Origin of the sequence: Caulobacter rhizosphaerae, from assembly GCF_010977555.1 — a bacterium.
Taxonomy (GTDB): Bacteria; Pseudomonadota; Alphaproteobacteria; order Caulobacterales; family Caulobacteraceae; genus Caulobacter; species Caulobacter rhizosphaerae.
Map to the genome: position 1 here is coordinate 1,846,952 of NZ_CP048815.1, position 16,234 is coordinate 1,863,185.

A 16,234-nucleotide genomic window follows, 5' to 3' on the forward strand; every position below is an offset into this window, starting at 1 on the left:
CTTTGGCCCGGCCAAGCTCGGGGTCGCGATCATGGTTAATGCGCCCTTAACCCTGATCGCGCCTTGTGCTCCGGTGTTTCAGGCCTGTCGCGATTCGTAATCTCGCGGCGATCCAGTCGAGGGCGTCATGGTCGGCAGCGTTACGAACGGCTACGCGGCGAATCCCTATCTGACCACCACCGCGGCTCCGACGACCGCCACGACGACCTCGACCTCGGGCGACGCCTCGGGCGCCGCCGCCAGGACCAGCGGCTCCAGCGTCAATGTCACCCTGTCGGCCCAAGCCCAGGCCGCGCTCGCCGCTCAGACCGACAACCGCACCACCGATCAGGTCGTGGCCTCCGCCCGCACCGCGCTGGACAAGCTGCTGGCGGGCGCCAAGTCGACCAGCGCCCTGAAGGACGGCAAGGCGACGATCGACGTTTCCGGCCTGGACCGCCGCAGCCTCTACGCCATCGCCAGCAACAAGGGCGGCAAGTTCCCGATCGAGGAACAGGTGGTCGCCTCGCTGCAGATGAAGGCCAACCGCGACTCGGCCTTGTCCGCCCCGGCCTCGGCCATGCGCGTGACCGGCGACTATGCCGGACTCTACAAGGCGGCTCTGGCCAACCTCGAGGCCGCGGGGCCCGAGGAGAAGGCCATGGGGCAATGGGCCAAGGACAAGGCCGCCTTGACCGAGGGGCTCAAGCAGGCGCAGGCCACGCCCGGCGCAGCCCCCACCGGCATCGACGGCGACCCGGTCGCGGCCTATCTCAAGGACGTCGGCGGCGTGGTCGCCAACCCTCGCACCCGCGACATCGGCAAGGTCGCTTCCGACGTCCGCTCGGTGCTCGACAAGCAGTACGCCGCGGCGACCAAGGACGGCATGGCCACGGGGCCCGACAGCGGCCGGATCGACTTCTCCAAGTTCGACGACCGCTCCCTGGCGGCGGTGGCCCTGAACAAGGGCGATCAGTTCTCCGAGCACGAGGCGGCCCAGGCGGCGGCCGAGGTGAAGGCCCGCAACCGAGACAGCGTCTCCAGCGCCTACAAGAGCACGCAGGGGAGCGATAGCTCGGCCTTCGGCAAGAGCCTGATCACCCAGTACGCGGCCATGAGCGACGAGGAGCGCCAGGCGGCCGGCTGGACCCCGGCGCTCTACGACAAGATGGTCCAGATGCAGAACCTCTCCGACAAGCTGGCCTCGCTGTTCAACAGCGACGGCGGCGTCAACACGGGCGGGACCAGCCTGCTGGACTATCTGTAGGGTTCGACCGCGGTTGAGGGAGGGCGGAGCGAAGGGCTAAGACGGATCCAACGCCTTTGCGAATACGGAACCCGCTTCCCATGCCCTCGTTCAAGTCCACGGCCCGCGCCGCCCTGCTGGCGCTCCTGCTCAGCGGAGCCGCGATGCCCGTCCTGGCCCAGACCCCGTCGCCGCCCCCCGCGATCCTGGCCGCCCCCGAAGCCCGGGACATCCACTCCTACGCCCAGCCCCTGGTGGCGCGCGTCACCCACATCGACCTGGACCTGACCGCCGACTTCGCCGGTCAGAAGATGACGGGCTCAGCCAGCCTCGACATCGCCGCTGCGCCGGACGCCACGGAGGTGGTGCTCGACAGCAAGGGCCTGGTGATCCACGGCGTCACCGACGCCAAGGGCGTGGCCTTGCCGTGGACTCTGGGCAAGGTCGACCCGATCCTGGGCGCGCCGCTGACGGTGCAACTGAATGGGGCCCGGCGCATCGTCGTCAGCTATGACAGCGCGCCCGGCGGCGCGGCCTTGCAATGGCTGACCCCGGCTCAGACGGCGGGCAAGCAGAAGCCCTACCTGTTCAGCCAGGGCGAGGCGATCCTCAACCGCACCTGGATCCCCACTCAGGACAGTCCGGGGATCCGCCAGACCTGGACGGCGAACATCCTGGTTCCCGACGGGCTGACGGCGGTGATGAGCGCCCAAAGCCTGACCCCGCCCGAAGGCGACCCGGTGGCCGGCGGTAGCCTCTATCGCTTCAAGATGGACAAGCCGGTCGCCTCCTACCTGATCGCCATCGCGGTCGGCGACATCGCCTTCACGCCCCTGGGCGGGCGGACCGGCGTCTATACCGAGCCGTCGGTGATGAAGAAGACGGCCAACGAGCTGGTCGACGTCGAGAAGATGGTCGAGGCGGCCGAGAGCCTCTACGGCCCCTACGCCTGGGGCCGCTACGACCTGCTGGTCCTGCCGCCGTCGTTCCCGTTCGGCGGCATGGAGAACCCGCGCCTGACCTTCGCCACCCCGACCATCATCGCCGGCGACCGCTCGCTGGTCAGCCTGGTGGCCCACGAGTTGGCCCACTCCTGGTCGGGCAACCTGGTCAACAACGCCACCTGGTCGGACTTCTGGCTGAACGAGGGCTTCACGGTCTATTTCGAGAACCGGATCATGGAGAAGCTGTACGGCAAGCCGCGCGCCGACATGCTGGCCGACCTGGGCTGGAGCGACCTGCAGGCGGCGATCAAGGACGCCGGCGGGCCGACCGGCGCCGACACCCGGCTGCACCTGGACCTGACCGGCCGCGATCCCGACGACGGCATGACCGACATCGCCTACGAGAAAGGCGCGACCTTCCTGCGCACCATCGAGAAGGCGGTCGGCCGCGACCGCTGGGACGCCTACCTCAAGGACTATTTCGCCCGCCACGCCTTCCAGAGCCAGACCACGGCGGGCTTCGTCGCCGACCTGCGGGCCAACCTGATCAAGGGCGATCCAAAGCTGGAAGCGGCGATCGGCGTCGATCAATGGGTCTACGGCCTCGGCCTGCCGGCCAACGCGGTGCATATCAAGTCGGCGGCCTTCCCGGCGGTGGACGCCCTGGCCGCCGCCTACGCCAAGGGCGGCCCGGCCCCCGCCGCCAAGTGGAAGGCCTGGAGCACGCCCGAGCGCACGCGCTTCGTCGGCAGCCTGCCGCGCCAGCTGTCCACGGAACGCCTGGCGGCGCTCGACAAGGCCTTCGGCCTGTCGGCCCAGGGCAACAGCGAGATCCGCTTCGCCTGGCTGGAGCTGGCCGTCGCCAACCGCTACGCCCCGGCCGTTCCCTCGCTGGAGGCCTTCCTGACCGACCAGGGCCGCCGCAAGTTCGTCGCTCCGCTGTTCAAGGACCTGATGGCCCAGGGCGACTGGGGGCAGCCGATCGCCAAGCGGCTCTACGCCAGGACCCGGCCGCTGTACCACGCCGTGACGCGGCAGACGGTGGACGGGATCGTGAAGTAGGGCGGGGCGCGCCTCGGCGTCGTCAACGGTCAGGATCATCGCCGGCGTGGCGACCCTGGCCTGCGCGGTCGTCGACCAGGGTTTCAGCGAGGGGGCGGGCCGAACCGATTCTCGCCAGGCTGTCCCGCCCCGGCCAGCAGTACGACCAGCAGGGCCAACGACGCCAGGTAGAGCAGGTTGTTGGCCATCATCACGCCGAACATCGCCAGCGTCCCGGGCGTCGTCTGGCCGCTGAGCGTGCTCTGGAAAAGGCGCGGGAACAGGGTCAGGCCGATGATCAGGAACGGCACGGGCGCCAAGCCCCACCAGCCGCGCCGTCCACGGTCGTGCAGCCGCCGGGTCACCGCCGCCGCCAGCAGCAGCACGGCCAGGGCGCACCCGACCAGCATCACCGTGAAAAACGGGGTCATGTCCGGCATCAGTTCGGGGTGGTTTCCGTGGATCTCGATCGAATAGGAGCCGGGGCCCCGGGTCACCGTGGCCTGGTCGGGATGTTCGGCCGCGAAGCTCTGCATGCGCGAGAACGTCCCGCTCATGATGGGGATCATGGTCGCGGCCGCGGCGATGAAGAACAGGGCGATCACCGCGCCGGCGTAGGGCCAGAAGCGCCCCGCCGAATCCCGGCCCGCAAAGCGCGGCAGGCCCGCGAAACCGTGGCGGATGGACTCGACGAAGGCTTTCATGGCGTTTCCCCGGCAACAGCCTCTGGATAAGGCGATTCAACCGTACGGCGCCACCGCCGCACTTTGCGCGTGACGTCCGCCGAACGCCGGCCGATGGTCCGTTCACGACACGATCGCGGGGGCGACATGGACCAAGCCGGCAACACCCTCTGGAACCCGGACCTGGCGCCGACCACGGCGGCGCAGCGCACCTGGCGCTGGTGGCACTTCGCGGCCCTGTGGCTGGGCATGGTCATCGCCGTGCCGGCCTACATGCTGGCCGCGGGCCTGATCGAGCAGGGAATGTCGGCGACCCAGGCGGTGTGGGCCGTGCTGCTGGGCAACCTGATCGTGCTGGTTCCGATGCTGCTGATCGGCCATGCGGGCGCAAAATGGGGCGTGCCCTATGCGGTGCTGGCGAGGGCCTCGTTCGGCTGGCGCGGGGCGAGGGCGCCGGCCCTGGCCCGGGCCATCGTCGCCTGCGGCTGGTACGGGATCCAGACCTGGATCGGCGGCGGGGCGCTGCTGACCCTGCTGGGCGTGATGGTCGGCGAGAGCCTGGTCGGGCCGATGGTCCCGGTGCTGGGGATCGGCCTGGGTCAGCTGCTGTCGTTCGCCGCCTTCTGGCTGATCCAGCTGCTGTTCGTCACCAAGGGCCTGGAGACCGTGCGCAAGCTCGAGACCTGGACCGCCCCGGTCAAGGTGATCGTCTGCGGCCTGCTGGTCTGGTGGGCGCTCAGCCGGGCCGGCGGCATCGGCCCGATCCTGCACGCGCCCAGCGCCTATGACCCCGGCGGCGCCAAGGCCGGCCGGTTCTGGCGCGACTTCGGTCCGGCCGTCACCGCCATGACCGGCTACTGGGCCACCCTGGCCCTGAACATTCCCGACTTCACCCGCTTCGCCCGCACCCAGCGCGACCAGATCGTCGGCCAGGCGGTGGGGCTGCCCGGACCCATGGCGCTGCTGGCGGCCATGAGTGTGATCGTCACCTCGGCCACCGTGCTGATCTATGGCAAGCCGGTCTGGGACCCGGTGGCGCTGTCGGGAAACATTGGCGGCGTGGCGGTGCTGGTCGGCCTGCTGGTCATCAGCCTCGACACGGTGTCCTGCAACATCGCCGCCAACCTGGTAGGCCCCGCCTACGACTTCTCGGCCCTGTGGCCCAGGCGGATCAGTTACCGCACCGGCGGCTGGATCACCGCGGCGATCGGCGTGCTGATCATGCCGTGGAAGCTGCTGGAGAGCACGCAAGGCTACATCTTCGTCTGGCTGACCGGCTACGGCGCCCTGCTTGGGCCGGTGGCGGGCGTCCTGATCGCCGACTACTGGCTGCTGCGCCGCGCCCGGCTGGACGTCGAGGCGCTGTACGACCGCGCCGGGCGCTACACCTATTCCAAGGGCTGGAATCCGGCCGCTGTGGCGGCGTTCGCCATCGGCGTGGCGCCCAACCTGCCGGGCTTCCTGAAGGCGGCCGGCCTGCCGGCGGCGGCCGGGATCGGTGCGCCGTGGACCGGACTCTACGACTATGCCTGGTTGGTCGGGGCGGGGATCGCCGCGGCGGTCTATCTGGCCGCGATGCGGGCTGGGGGCGAGGCGCGGACCTAGGGCGCGGAACAGGATGCGTCCGCTGACGTTTCCGAGGCGGTTGCGACGCTTTCCCGCATTGGTCAAGACTGCGACTTCGGCGACCGTCCCCGTACGTTCCAGGAGATCGACCGCATGGCATTGCCGCGTGACCAGGCCTCGCATGTCCTGCTGGCGGACGTGGACGGCGCCAGCGCCAGGATCGTGCTGGTCGAACGCGGGAGCCTGCCTGCGGCGATCACGACGGCCGACTGCGTCAGCCAGGACCAGCTGATCGACCTCCTGGCGGCCGCCGCCTCCGCGTGCGAGGGCCCGATCTTCGGCGCGGCCATCGCCGCGCCCGGCCCATGCCTCGACGGCGTGATCCAGCTGACCCATTCTCCCATGCGCCTGGAAGCCGAGGTGATCGCCGACCGGCTGGGCCTGGACCGCCTGCACCTGGTCAACAATTTCACGGCCCGGGCCCTGGCCGTGCCGCTGCTGGCGCCCGACGCGATGGAGCCGATCGGCGGCGGGATCCCGCATCGCGACGCGCCCGCCGCCGCCATCGGCCCTTCTGCGGCCGGCCTGGGCATGTCGATCCTCAACCCGGACGGGTTCGTCGGCTGGATGGCCGCCGCCGCCGAGGGCGGGCACGCCGACCTGGCCGCCGCCACGGACCGCGAAGCCGAGGTCATCCGGGTGCTGCGCGGCCTGCACGGTCACGTCTCGGCCGAGCACGTGCTGTCGGGCCAGGGCGTGCTCGACGTCGCCCTGGCCGTTTCGATCCTGGCCGGGAAGCCGGAGCGTCCCGGCGACCTGGGCGTCCTGCTGGCCGCCGCCCGGGCCGGCGACGCCCAGGCCCGCGAAGTCTTCGCCCTGGTCTCCGGATGGCTGGGCGCGGTCGCGGGCAACCTGGTCCTGACCGCCGGCGCGCGCAGCGGGATCTACGTCATCAGCGCCACGGTGCTGTCCTGGGGCGAGATGCTCGACCGCGCGCTGGTCCGTCAGCGCTTCGAAGCCAAGGGCCGGATGTCCGCCTATCTGCGCGACGTGCCGTTCTATCTGGTCAATGAGCCGAACTGCGGCCTGCTGGGCCTGACGGCCCTGTTCAACTAGAGCCCCGCAAGGCCTGTTCCCGTCACATCTGCCGGCAAGCCGCTGAAATCCCGACGTTAAATCTTTATGCCCCTCACCTTCTCAGACCGCCCGTATCCTTGGCCTCACCTCGTCGCATGGAAAGGGCGCATGGCCAGCGACCGATGCGGCGGCGGGGGGCGATCGAGCGGGAAGCTCCGTCGGCGGTCCTTCGGGACCAAACCTCGCGTCTCTGGAGCCGGTCGGGCCTGGAACACAAAAACGACGTGGCGCGAGGGCTGATTGAGCAACAGGCGGGCGGTGACGCGCTCGCGGTCCGGGACCGGGGTTCGTTGACCTGGCCCGCCCGCCGGAGGCTTCAAGGCGGCGAGGCCCTAACAGGGTTCAGCGCCGCGGGCTTCCGGATAACGACCGCGCGGAGCGATCGGCTTCGTCGAAACGGTACACAAACTCAAACACTCCGGACGATGTCCGGCGCTCCGCGTCCCTTTCCATCAGCTCAGCGGTGATCCGCGTGAGGACGAGAGATCGTGCCCGCGAAAGACCCCCTCAGTCGCTTCGCGACAGCTCCCCCAGAGGGGGAGCATCGACGCGGATCAGATCCTCCCCCTCTGGGGGAGGTGGCCCGAAGGCCGGAGGGGGCTCGCGGCGCATCAGAACTTGCATCCCGCCCAAAAACCCGCATCTAGGCCCAATGCGCCGCTTCAACGCCTCCGACCCGTCTTTCCCCGCCGCCTTCAAGGCGTTCCTCGACGAGCGCCGGGGCGCGCCCGAGAATGTCGACGCCGCCGCGCGCAACGTGCTGGACGCCGTGCAGGCCGATGGGCTGAAGGCCGTGCTCAGTTTCACCAGCCGCTTCGACGGCGTCGAACTGACCGAGGACACCATCCGCGTCACCGCCGACGAGATCGAGGCCGGCGCGGCCGAATGCTCGGCGGAGGTCCGCGAGGCGATCGCCTTCGCCGCCGCCCGTATCCGCGCCTTCCACACCCGCCAGCGGCCCGCCGACCAGAGCTGGATCGACGAGGCCGGCGTCCAGCTGGGCTGGCGCTGGACGCCGCTGGAGGCCGTCGGCGTCTACGTGCCCGGCGGCCGGGCGGCCTATCCCTCGACCGTGCTGATGAACGCGGTGCCGGCCCAGGTGGCCGGCGTCGACCGCATCGCCATGGTCACCCCGCCCGGCAAGCTGCAGCCCGCGGTGCTGGCCGCCGCCAAGGAAGCCGGGGTCAGCGAGATCTGGCGGATCGGCGGGGCCCAGGCCGTCGCCGCCCTGGCCTATGGCGCGGGGCCCATCCAACCGGTCGACAAGATCGTCGGCCCGGGCAACGCCTATGTCACCGCCGCCAAGCGCCGGCTCTACGGCGTGGTCGGCATCGACGCCCTGGCTGGCCCGTCCGAAATCGTCGTGGTCGCCGACGCCGCCAACGACCCTGACTGGATCGCCGCCGACCTGCTGAGCCAGGCCGAGCACGACCCGGCCGCCCAGTCGATCCTGATCACCGACGACGAGGCCTTCGCCCAGGCGGTTTCCGACGCCGTCGACGCGCGGCTCAAGACCTTGGCCACCGGCGTCGACGCCGCCGCCTCGTGGCGCGACCACGGCGCGATCATCCTTTGCCCGCTGGACGACAGCCCGCGCCTGGTCGACCTTCTGGCCCCCGAGCACGTCGAGTTCGCCATCGACGAGCCCGAGCGCCTGGCCGACCGCGTGCGCCACGCCGGCGCCATTTTCCTGGGCCGCCTGACGCCGGAAGCCATCGGCGACTACGTGGCCGGCTCCAACCACGTGCTGCCCACCAGCCGCGCGGCGCGCTTCCAGTCGGGCCTGTCGATCTACGACTTCCTCAAGCGGACCTCGATCGTGAAATGCGACGCGGCCTCGTTCGGGATCCTGGGGCCGCACACGGTCGCCTTGGCCGACGCGGAAGGTCTGCCCGCCCACGCGCTTTCCGCCGCGATCCGGTTGTCAACTCAGGGATAAGAGGCAAGTCTGCCGGCGATGTCCGATCCCAAGGCCACCCAGTTCCTGAAATCCATCCTCATCGACGAGGACAGCCTGGCGGCCGCCTCGCGCGACCAGGAGCAGGAACGGCAGGTGGCGATCTTCGACCTGCTGGACGGCAACTATTTCGAGCCGGTCGAGTCGCCGGGCGGCCCCTATGACCTGAAGCTGTCGCTGGTCGAGAATCGCCTGGCCTTCGACATCGTCGCCCCGAGCGGGCAGGAACGCCGACACTTGCTGTCCCTGTCGCCCTTCCGGGGGGTGATCAAGGACTACTTCATGATCTGCGACAGCTATTATTCAGCGATCCGCAATTCCTCGCCCCAGCAGATCGAGGCCTTGGACATGGGCCGTCGCGGCCTGCACAACGAGGGCTCGAACCTGCTGCGCGAACGGCTGGAGGGCAAGGTCAAGACCGACCTCGACACCGCCCGGCGGCTGTTCACCCTGATCTGCGCGCTGCACTGGCGGGGCTAGGCGGCGTGGCTTCGGAGCTCCCCGGCGCCGTCCTGTTCGCCTGCAACTACAACCGCGTGCGCTCGCCGATGGCCGAGGCGCTGTTCAAGCACTTCTACGGAACGCGGGCGTTCGTCGATTCGTGCGGACTGAAGCCCGACCCGTCGGACGAGGGCGTCGACCCCTTCGTGGCCGTGGTCATGGACGAAATGGGCCTGGACGTCAGCGGCCACCAGCCCAAGAGCTTCGCCCAGCTGGAGGACGACAGCTTCGACGTCGTCATTTCCCTGACCCCCGAGGCCCAGCACCGGGCCGTCGAGCTGGCCCGCGCCCGCGCCACGGACATCGAATACTGGCCGACTCACGACCCCACCCTTGCGGACGGCTCGCGAGACGCCATGTTGGCGGCCTATCGCGAGGTGCGTGACGCCTTGGCCACGGCGATTCGACAACGTTTCGGCGCGCCATCGACGTTCGGGGGGTGAATGCGCTATACACCCCGCCTCGCAGCCGCGATCCGCTCCCCGACTCAATCGTCGAGGGGGCCTTGTCGGCATGGCGTCACCCGTTTTGAGAGGCCTGATGGCTAAGGAAGAACTGCTCGAGTTTCCCGGTACGGTCAGCGAACTGCTGCCCAACGCGACCTTCCGCGTGAAGCTGGAGAACGATCACGAGATCATCGCCCACACCGCCGGCAAGATGCGCAAGAATCGCATCCGCGTGCTGGCCGGCGACAAGGTGCTCGTGGAAATGACGCCCTACGACCTGACCAAGGGCCGCATCACCTACCGCTTCAAGTAGGGCTGGCGATGGTCGTCCAGCGGACGCCGCTGGTTCTGGCCAGCGCGAGCCCCCGGCGCCTGGACCTGCTGGCGCAGGTCGGCGTCGCCCCGGATCGGGTCGATCCCGCCGACATCGATGAAACGCCGCTGCGCGACGAGACCCCGCGCCGCCACGCCTTGCGCCTGGCGGTCGAGAAGGCGAGGGCGGTCGCGCCGCGTTCGCCGGGCGCCATCGTCCTGGCCGCCGACACCGTCGTCGCCGTCGGTCGCCGCATCCTGCCCAAGGCCGAGACGCCCGAGCAGGCGGCCCGCTGCCTCAAGCTGCTGTCGGGCCGCAACCACAAGGTCCTGACCGGGATCGCCGCCATCGCTCCCGACGGCCGCGAGGCGTCGCGGCTGGTCGAGACCCGCGTGCAGTTCAAGCACCTGTCCGACGCCGAGCAGGCCGACTACCTGGCCGGCGGCGAATGGAACGGCAAGGCCGGCGGCTACGGGGTGCAAGGCGTGGCCGGCGGCTTCATCATCGACCTGCACGGCTCCTACACCAGCGTGGTCGGCCTGCCGCTGTACGAGACGCTGAACCTGCTGACCGGCCTGGGCTATCGAAAATGAGCGAACGGCGGGCCTACCTCTACAAGGGAATCGGCGAGACGGTCGGGGTCGTCACCCTGGACGGCCGGCCCGAGCGCCTGGTCGCTCAATGGGACGGCGACGATCCGCTGGACGCCGAGGGCGTCCGGGGCGTCGCCCGGGTCAAGACGATCGAGCGAGCCTTCAACGCCGCCTTCGTCGCCCTGCCGGGCGGCGCCGATCTTTTGCTGGCCCTCAAGCCCGACATGCCCAAGCTGGTCGAAGGCCAGGTGGTCGAGGTGGAAATTCGCAGTCCCTCGCGTCGCGACAAGTCGGCCGTGGCCCGCTACGTCGGTCCGGCCGAGGGCGAGCCGCGCGTGCTGGCTCACGCCCCGACCATCGATGAACTGCTGCGCCTGTGGGTCAAGTCCGGATCGCCGACCCAGGGCCTGGCCGCTCTGGAAGCGGTCGAGGCCGCCGAGGCTGAGGCCCTGGCCACGGTCTTCGCCCTGCCGGGCGGCGGCGACGTCAGCATTGAGGCGACCCGGGCCCTGGTGGCGGTCGACGTCGACCTCGGGGGGCGGGATGGCGATTCCAAGAGGGCGGCCCGCGCCGCCAACATGGCCGCCTTCGCGACGACTGCTCGGGTTCTGCGCCTCAAGGGCCTGGCCGGGCTGGTGGTCTTCGACCTGGTCGGTCGCGGCCACGATGGTCCGGCCCTGACCACGGCGGCTCGCAACGCCTTCGCCGTCGACAATCCGGGCGTGGGAATCGGTCCGATCAGCAAGTTCGGCGCTCTGGAGATGATCGTGCCGCGCCGCGCCAAGCCGATTCTCGACCGGCTGCTGGACGAATCGGGAGGGCTGTCGGCCCGCGCCGGGGCCCGGCGCCTGGTTCGGGCGTTCGAGCGCGAGGGCAGGGCGGCTCCCGGCGGCAAGCTGGCGGGCCGCTGCGGTCCCGCGGTCGCCGAGGCGTTCGCAGCGCTGGACGCCGCCCTGGCCGACACGATCGGCCGTCGCTTCACCCTGGCCGTCGCCGCCGACTGGCCCAACGACCGCCTGGAGGTCGCGTCCTCATGAGCGCCTGTCCGATCTGCAGGAAGCCGGCGATTCCCGAGTTCCGGCCCTTCTGCTCCAAGCGATGCGCCGACATCGACCTGAACCGGTGGCTGTCGGACCGCTACGTGGTGCCCGGGGCGGACGAGGACGAGGAAAACCCGCCGTCCACAGACTTCGGCCGGGAATAGTTGGCGATCGTTCAAGAGGGGCTGGACTTCGTTTTTAGCCTCCCCTATAGACGCGGCTCCCCGCCGTCGGGCGGGCGCCAGGGCGGTTTCGACCGCCTCTTAGGCCCAGGGCCTGGGTAGCTCAGTTGGTAGAGCAGCGGATTGAAAATCCGCGTGTCGGTGGTTCGAATCCGCCCCCAGGCACCACTTCCTTTTTTGCGCGTCGTCGGCCGACGCTTTCGCCATCCGGATTGTGCTGTCGACGCTGTCTCGAATGCGAAGGGCGGCCATCCTGCGGCGCCGCGAACTTGATCACTCGCGTTCGCCTGAGGGCAGGCGTGAAATTTTAGCTGAGTTCTAACCCGTGTGGAGCGAAGCGGCTCGCGGGCGTTCGAACGTCGCTGCGTCCTTGGTGTGGCGATCAGGCCTGCAGCGGAAACAGCGGGCCCGCTTGGGCTTGACGCGGCCATGCAGCAGGCGCTCCCGCGCCGGCCCGGCGAATTGGATCTCGTTCGTCCTGGAGGGAAGGCCGCGCCACCGTTTTGGATGAAGAAAGTCCAATCAGAGGCGAAAATCGTCACTTCGCCACGTCTGCGCGACGGGGAGCGCTCGTGCAAAGGTCAGATCTCCGTCAGACCTGTTCTCGGCTAGATTGAACTCCTGCTCAATGCGCGTTCCGATCGGGTGTGCCAGACCAATGTTTTGTAAGCATGCTGCGTTGCAACATCCCTATTCCCTATGGCGGAGAAAAACCGCCCTCAAATCCTGATTTCCTATTTGTGCGGCGCGGCAACGATGGTGGGCGTACGGCGGGGGCGGTAAATTTATGCCTCGTCGCACCCCTTGACGGTACGAAAAGGGGTTGCCAAAGGACCCCTGCCGCAATTCTAACATTGCGGTAAGATCGAAGCCTCCTCGGGGGCGGCGATCACACGCGCTTCGAAACGATCCTTCTTGAAGGGCATGAGCCCGACTTGGGGGGCGTAACGGGTCGAGCGCTGCGAAGCGGGTCTGCGGGACGTCCGAGCGATCGGCCTTCATGCAGGCTATTCAAGTTAGGGTGGAGACGCTCTCGCGCGACGACCCTCGGTCCAAACGTGCTAGACCAATCAGGAACTGGCGACAGATGCTCGACATTAAACGGAAAACCCCCCTCATCGCTCTCGTCGGCGCCATGGCGCTGATGGTGAGCGCCCCGGCTTTCGCTCAGGACGCTGCGGCTCCTGCGCCGGCCACCACCGAAGCTGCTGCTCCGGCCGCCGCCGCCCCGGCCCCCGCCGCTGCGCCTGCCGAAGAGCCGCTGGACGCTGGCGTCGCCGCGACCGAAAAGATGAAGTCCCACTCCCTGACCCCGATCGGCATGTTCCTGTCGGCCCAGGCGGTGGTTAAGGTCGTGATGATCGGCCTGATCCTGGCCTCGGTCTTCTCGTGGGTCCTGCTGATCACCAAGCTGTTCGAGTTCGGCGCCCTGAACAAGCAATCGGACAAGTTCCTGGAAGCCTTCCGCGGCGCTCGCTCGATCGCCGACATCGCCCGTATCGGCTCGTCGGAAGAATTCGAAGGCAACCCGATGGCCGACATGGCCGCCGCGGCGGCCCAAGAAGTCGAACTGTCGCGCCAAGCTGGCCTGGCCGTCGGCGGCGAACATCGTGACTCGACCCTGTCGCGCGCCACCTACGCCATCAACGCGGTGCAGGCCTCGCTGGCCAAGCGCCTGTCGGGCGGCATGGTGTTCCTGGCCTCGGTCGGTTCGGCCGGTCCGTTCATCGGTCTATTCGGCACCGTCTACGGGATCATGACCTCGTTCATCGGCATCGCGAACACCAACACGACCAACCTGGCCGTCGTCGCCCCCGGCATCGCCGAAGCGCTGCTCGCCACCGGCATCGGTCTGTTCGCCGCTATCCCGGCCGTTATCTTCTACAACTACTTCCAGACCCGCATCTCCGGCTACGGCACGCGCTCTGAAGGTTTCGTTGCTGAACTGATGAACGCCATCTCGCGTCAGCTCGACAAAGGGGCGTAAGACCGATGGCCGCCAAACTCTCAGGCGGTGGGGGCGACAGGTTTAACATCGACCAAAACAGCGAGATCAACGTCACGCCCTTCGTGGACGTCATGCTGGTCCTCCTGATCATCTTCATGGTGGCGGCTCCGCTCGCCTCCGTGTCGGTCGAAGTGAACCTGCCGCCGGCGGTCGCGAAACCGTCGCCGAGCCCGCCAAAGCCCGTCTATATCTCGATCAAGGCTTCGGGAAAGGTCTTCATTGGCGACGACCCCACTACGGTCGACGAGATGGGGGCGGACCTCACGAAGAGCATCGGTCGTCGCGATCCGACCAAGGAGCGCATCTACATCCGCGCCGACGAAAAGACGCGCTACGGAGCTTTCATGGAGGTGATGAACACCCTCCAGGACAACGGCTTCTACAGCGTGGCGCTCATCGGCAAGGATCAGAACAGCTAGGGGTGATGCATGGCTGAACAACAAGCGCCTGAGCATCGCCACTACGACCCGCTCACCTCTGATGGCCCGCGACGCAAGAAAGGCGGACTCGGCGCCTTCGGTATCGCGACCATCATCGTCGTCGGCTTGCACGCTGCTTTGTTCGCGTATCTGGCGAAGCAGAAGTTCGAAGCGGTGATGAAGGAGTATCACGACGACGCCGTGGACGTGGAGCTGCCTCCGCCGCCGCCGCCGCCGCCGCCGCCTCCTCCGCCCCCGCCGCCGCCGCCGACCAATGCTCCGCCGCCGCCTCCCGCGGTGGTGCAGCCTAGGCCGCCGATCGCGCCGCCGCCGGACGTGACTCCGCCGCCGCCGCTGCCGATCCCGCCCGTCAAGGAGCGGGTCGAGCAAACGGCTCCGCCGGTGATCTCGAACGTGCCGCCGGTACCTTCGAACCCGCCGGCTCGGGCTTCGGTGATCACCAAGCCGGACTGGGCCCGCAAGCCCACCGGCGAGGACATGGCCCGTTACTACCCCGACCGCGCACAGCGGATGGAAGTGGGCGGTCGCGCGACCCTGTCGTGCACCGTCACCGCCAAGGGGTCGCTGGAAGGCTGTTCGGTCGTGTCGGAAAATCCGGCGGACTACGGCTTCGGCGATGCCGCCCTGAAGCTGTCGCGGCTGTTCCGCATGAAGCCGAAGACGCTTGACGGCGCTCCGGTGGACGGCGGTCAGATCACGATCCCGATCGTCTTCACGGTTCCCCGTTAGGGGCCCGGACGACCGGTCAGGAAACGAGCGCCCCGGAGCTTTGCGGCTCCGGGGCGTTTTCGTGTGGAAGGGCTGTTTCGGTGCTTGATCCGGCCCGCGTGTCCGACTAAAGACACTGCCTCGCGATGAGCCGGCTTAGCTCAGTTGGTTAGAGCGCTAGATTGTGGATCTAGAGGTCCTCGGTTCGAGCCCGAGAGCTGGTACCATCGCAGAGATTTGAAAAGGCTCGGCATTTATGCCGGGCCTTTTTCATTGGCCGCAGCGACGTTGCACTTCCGTTGCAAGTCCCGTTGCACTTCCTCAGCCGCGTCCTTGTCGCGCATCGCCAAGATCATGGCGTGGCCGTCGCGGCTCATCTTCAGTCGGTCGGCCTGGCGGCGGTATTTGGCGAAGCTGGAAGGGCTGCTGTGGCCCAGGAGCGATGCGCCCTGGGCGTCGCTGCAGCCGGCAAGCGCCGCCTCCACTCCGCGCGTGTGGCGCAGGCCGTGGAGATCGTACTCGCTGCTGTCGAGGACTTCCTCGAGCACCAGCTCGGCGACGACGTCGCCCAGGGCCTGGGCGAGGCCGCTTTCGGTGTAGCGCTGGTTCCTCGTGTTGAAGACCAGGGTGCGCGGGGGCATGGGGATGACGCCGGTTCGCCGGCGGACACCCGCTTGCCACGCCGACGCCGGCTGCTCGTCGGGCGTGGCGTTGAGCCAGCGGGTCAGCATCGGATCCTCGGGCTGGTTGACCGGGATCTTCCTCTTGCCGGAGAGAAACGCGAACTGGCCGCCTTGGCGTGCGGCCTTGGCGATCTTGACCAGGTCGCCGCGTCGCGCGCCGACGTAGCGGCCGATCGCGACTGCCCGGGCCAAGCCGTAGCGACGGGTGGCGATCGCGCGCTCGATGACGGCGGTCACCACGGCCTCGGGCCAAAGGATGTGCGGCTCGTCGGCGTCGGCCGGCCGGCGCACGCCCTTGATCATGCTGAACGGGTCAGCCTCGGCCCCGGCGGCGACCAGGGCGGGCATCAGGACGTTCTTCAGGACCTGCATGCGCATGTTGGCGGCCCGATAGCCGCGCGGCGCCCACATGGCCCGCAGCTGCTGCAGGAAGGCCGGCGTGAAGTCCTTGACCGGTACGGCGCCGAGGTCCTCTTCGAACTCGCCCAGGTACAGCTTGTAGATGGCCTTGGTCGAGTCGGCGTTGTTGAGGAAATCAGGATCCGTCAGCTCGTAGGCGCGGAGCGCCGCTGACAGGGTGCCCTTGCCGGGCTTGGGGGTGCTGTAGCGCACGATCGCCGCCTTGACCTCGGCCTCGAGCGCCGAACCGGCTTCCTCGCCAGGGGGCGGCATCGGGCTTTCCAGCCGGATGTTCGGCAGGCCCTTCTTGCGGAGGTACAGATCGACCGTGCCGTTGGGCCGGTGGACGGGGTTCACGTACTTCATCG

Annotated in this window: 16 protein-coding genes and 2 tRNA genes; 16 read left to right on the top strand and 2 right to left on the bottom strand. The window is 68.7% G+C overall.

Annotation, left to right across the window (positions count from 1 at the left end; all coding sequences use genetic code 11):
• Window positions 1-127: 127 nt before the first annotated feature.
• The gene (locus G3M57_RS08745; RefSeq protein WP_056759628.1) at window positions 128-1,246 is read left to right on the top strand and encodes a hypothetical protein; all 1,119 of its coding nucleotides are present in this window, start codon (window positions 128-130) and stop codon (window positions 1,244-1,246) included.
• A gap of 80 nt (window positions 1,247-1,326) precedes the next feature.
• The gene (locus tag G3M57_RS08750; protein ID WP_056759626.1) at window positions 1,327-3,231 is read left to right on the top strand and encodes a M1 family metallopeptidase; all 1,905 of its coding nucleotides are present in this window, start codon (window positions 1,327-1,329) and stop codon (window positions 3,229-3,231) included.
• Between the two features lie 83 nt (window positions 3,232-3,314).
• On the opposite strand, the gene G3M57_RS08755 is transcribed toward G3M57_RS08750, so the two are convergent.
• Window positions 3,315-3,914, bottom strand: a complete 600-nt coding sequence (locus G3M57_RS08755) for a DUF805 domain-containing protein (RefSeq protein WP_163229980.1) — start codon at window positions 3,912-3,914, stop codon at window positions 3,315-3,317.
• Between the two features lie 126 nt (window positions 3,915-4,040).
• Here G3M57_RS08755 and G3M57_RS08760 point away from each other — a divergent pair, with 126 nt between their 5' ends.
• The 14 genes from G3M57_RS08760 to G3M57_RS08825 all read left to right on the top strand — a co-directional run bounded on the left by G3M57_RS08760 (window position 4,041) and on the right by G3M57_RS08825 (window position 15,011).
• Window positions 4,041-5,498: an NCS1 family nucleobase:cation symporter-1 gene (locus tag G3M57_RS08760; RefSeq protein WP_056752523.1), complete on the top strand. Its 1,458-nt coding sequence runs from the start codon at window positions 4,041-4,043 to the stop codon at window positions 5,496-5,498.
• 114 nt (window positions 5,499-5,612) lie between these two features.
• The gene (locus G3M57_RS08765) at window positions 5,613-6,575 is read left to right on the top strand and encodes a glucokinase (RefSeq protein WP_056752526.1); all 963 of its coding nucleotides are present in this window, start codon (window positions 5,613-5,615) and stop codon (window positions 6,573-6,575) included.
• 673 nt (window positions 6,576-7,248) lie between these two features.
• Window positions 7,249-8,535 carry a histidinol dehydrogenase gene (hisD, locus tag G3M57_RS08770; protein WP_056752529.1) on the top strand — a complete coding sequence of 429 codons (1,287 nt, stop codon included), beginning with the start codon at window positions 7,249-7,251 and terminating at the stop codon, window positions 8,533-8,535.
• An 18-nt stretch (window positions 8,536-8,553) separates the two neighbouring features.
• Window positions 8,554-9,033, top strand: coding sequence for a UPF0262 family protein (locus tag G3M57_RS08775; RefSeq protein ID WP_056752532.1), 480 nt, complete (start codon window positions 8,554-8,556; stop codon window positions 9,031-9,033).
• 5 nt (window positions 9,034-9,038) lie between these two features.
• Complete coding sequence (locus G3M57_RS08780) at window positions 9,039-9,497, top strand: arsenate reductase/protein-tyrosine-phosphatase family protein (RefSeq protein WP_056752535.1); 459 nt, start codon at window positions 9,039-9,041, stop codon at window positions 9,495-9,497.
• Window positions 9,498-9,594: 97 nt separating this feature from the next.
• Entirely contained in the window at window positions 9,595-9,813 is a 219-nt protein-coding gene (gene infA / locus G3M57_RS08785) for a translation initiation factor IF-1 (RefSeq protein ID WP_004617696.1), read from the top strand.
• Between the two features lie 8 nt (window positions 9,814-9,821).
• On the top strand, window positions 9,822-10,406 hold the full coding sequence (locus G3M57_RS08790; protein WP_056752536.1) for a Maf family protein: 585 nt from the start codon (window positions 9,822-9,824) through the stop codon (window positions 10,404-10,406).
• A complete protein-coding gene (locus tag G3M57_RS08795; protein WP_056752539.1) occupies window positions 10,403-11,443 on the top strand; it encodes a ribonuclease E/G in 1,041 nt (346 codons plus the stop codon). The genes G3M57_RS08790 and G3M57_RS08795 overlap by 4 nt, the downstream gene beginning before the upstream one ends.
• Window positions 11,440-11,610 (top strand): DNA gyrase inhibitor YacG, encoded by a 171-nt coding sequence (locus tag G3M57_RS08800; protein ID WP_056752542.1) that lies wholly within the window; start codon window positions 11,440-11,442, stop codon window positions 11,608-11,610. Before G3M57_RS08795 ends, G3M57_RS08800 begins: the two co-directional genes overlap by 4 nt.
• A 110-nt stretch (window positions 11,611-11,720) precedes the next feature.
• Window positions 11,721-11,796: transfer RNA gene (locus G3M57_RS08805), tRNA-Phe, on the top strand.
• 919 nt (window positions 11,797-12,715) lie between these two features.
• Window positions 12,716-13,615 (top strand): MotA/TolQ/ExbB proton channel family protein, encoded by a 900-nt coding sequence (locus G3M57_RS08810; RefSeq protein WP_029589236.1) that lies wholly within the window; start codon window positions 12,716-12,718, stop codon window positions 13,613-13,615.
• Between the two features lie 5 nt (window positions 13,616-13,620).
• Window positions 13,621-14,055: a biopolymer transporter ExbD gene (locus tag G3M57_RS08815; protein ID WP_019847727.1), complete on the top strand. Its 435-nt coding sequence runs from the start codon at window positions 13,621-13,623 to the stop codon at window positions 14,053-14,055.
• 9 nt (window positions 14,056-14,064) lie between these two features.
• Window positions 14,065-14,805, top strand: a complete 741-nt coding sequence (locus G3M57_RS08820) for an energy transducer TonB family protein (RefSeq protein WP_056752543.1) — start codon at window positions 14,065-14,067, stop codon at window positions 14,803-14,805.
• Window positions 14,806-14,934: 129 nt separating this feature from the next.
• Window positions 14,935-15,011: transfer RNA gene (locus tag G3M57_RS08825), tRNA-His, on the top strand.
• Between the two features lie 27 nt (window positions 15,012-15,038).
• Here G3M57_RS08825 and G3M57_RS08830 read toward each other — a convergent pair.
• Window positions 15,039-16,232, bottom strand: coding sequence for a site-specific integrase (locus G3M57_RS08830; protein WP_163229982.1), 1,194 nt, complete (start codon window positions 16,230-16,232; stop codon window positions 15,039-15,041).
• Window positions 16,233-16,234: the final 2 nt, after the last annotated feature.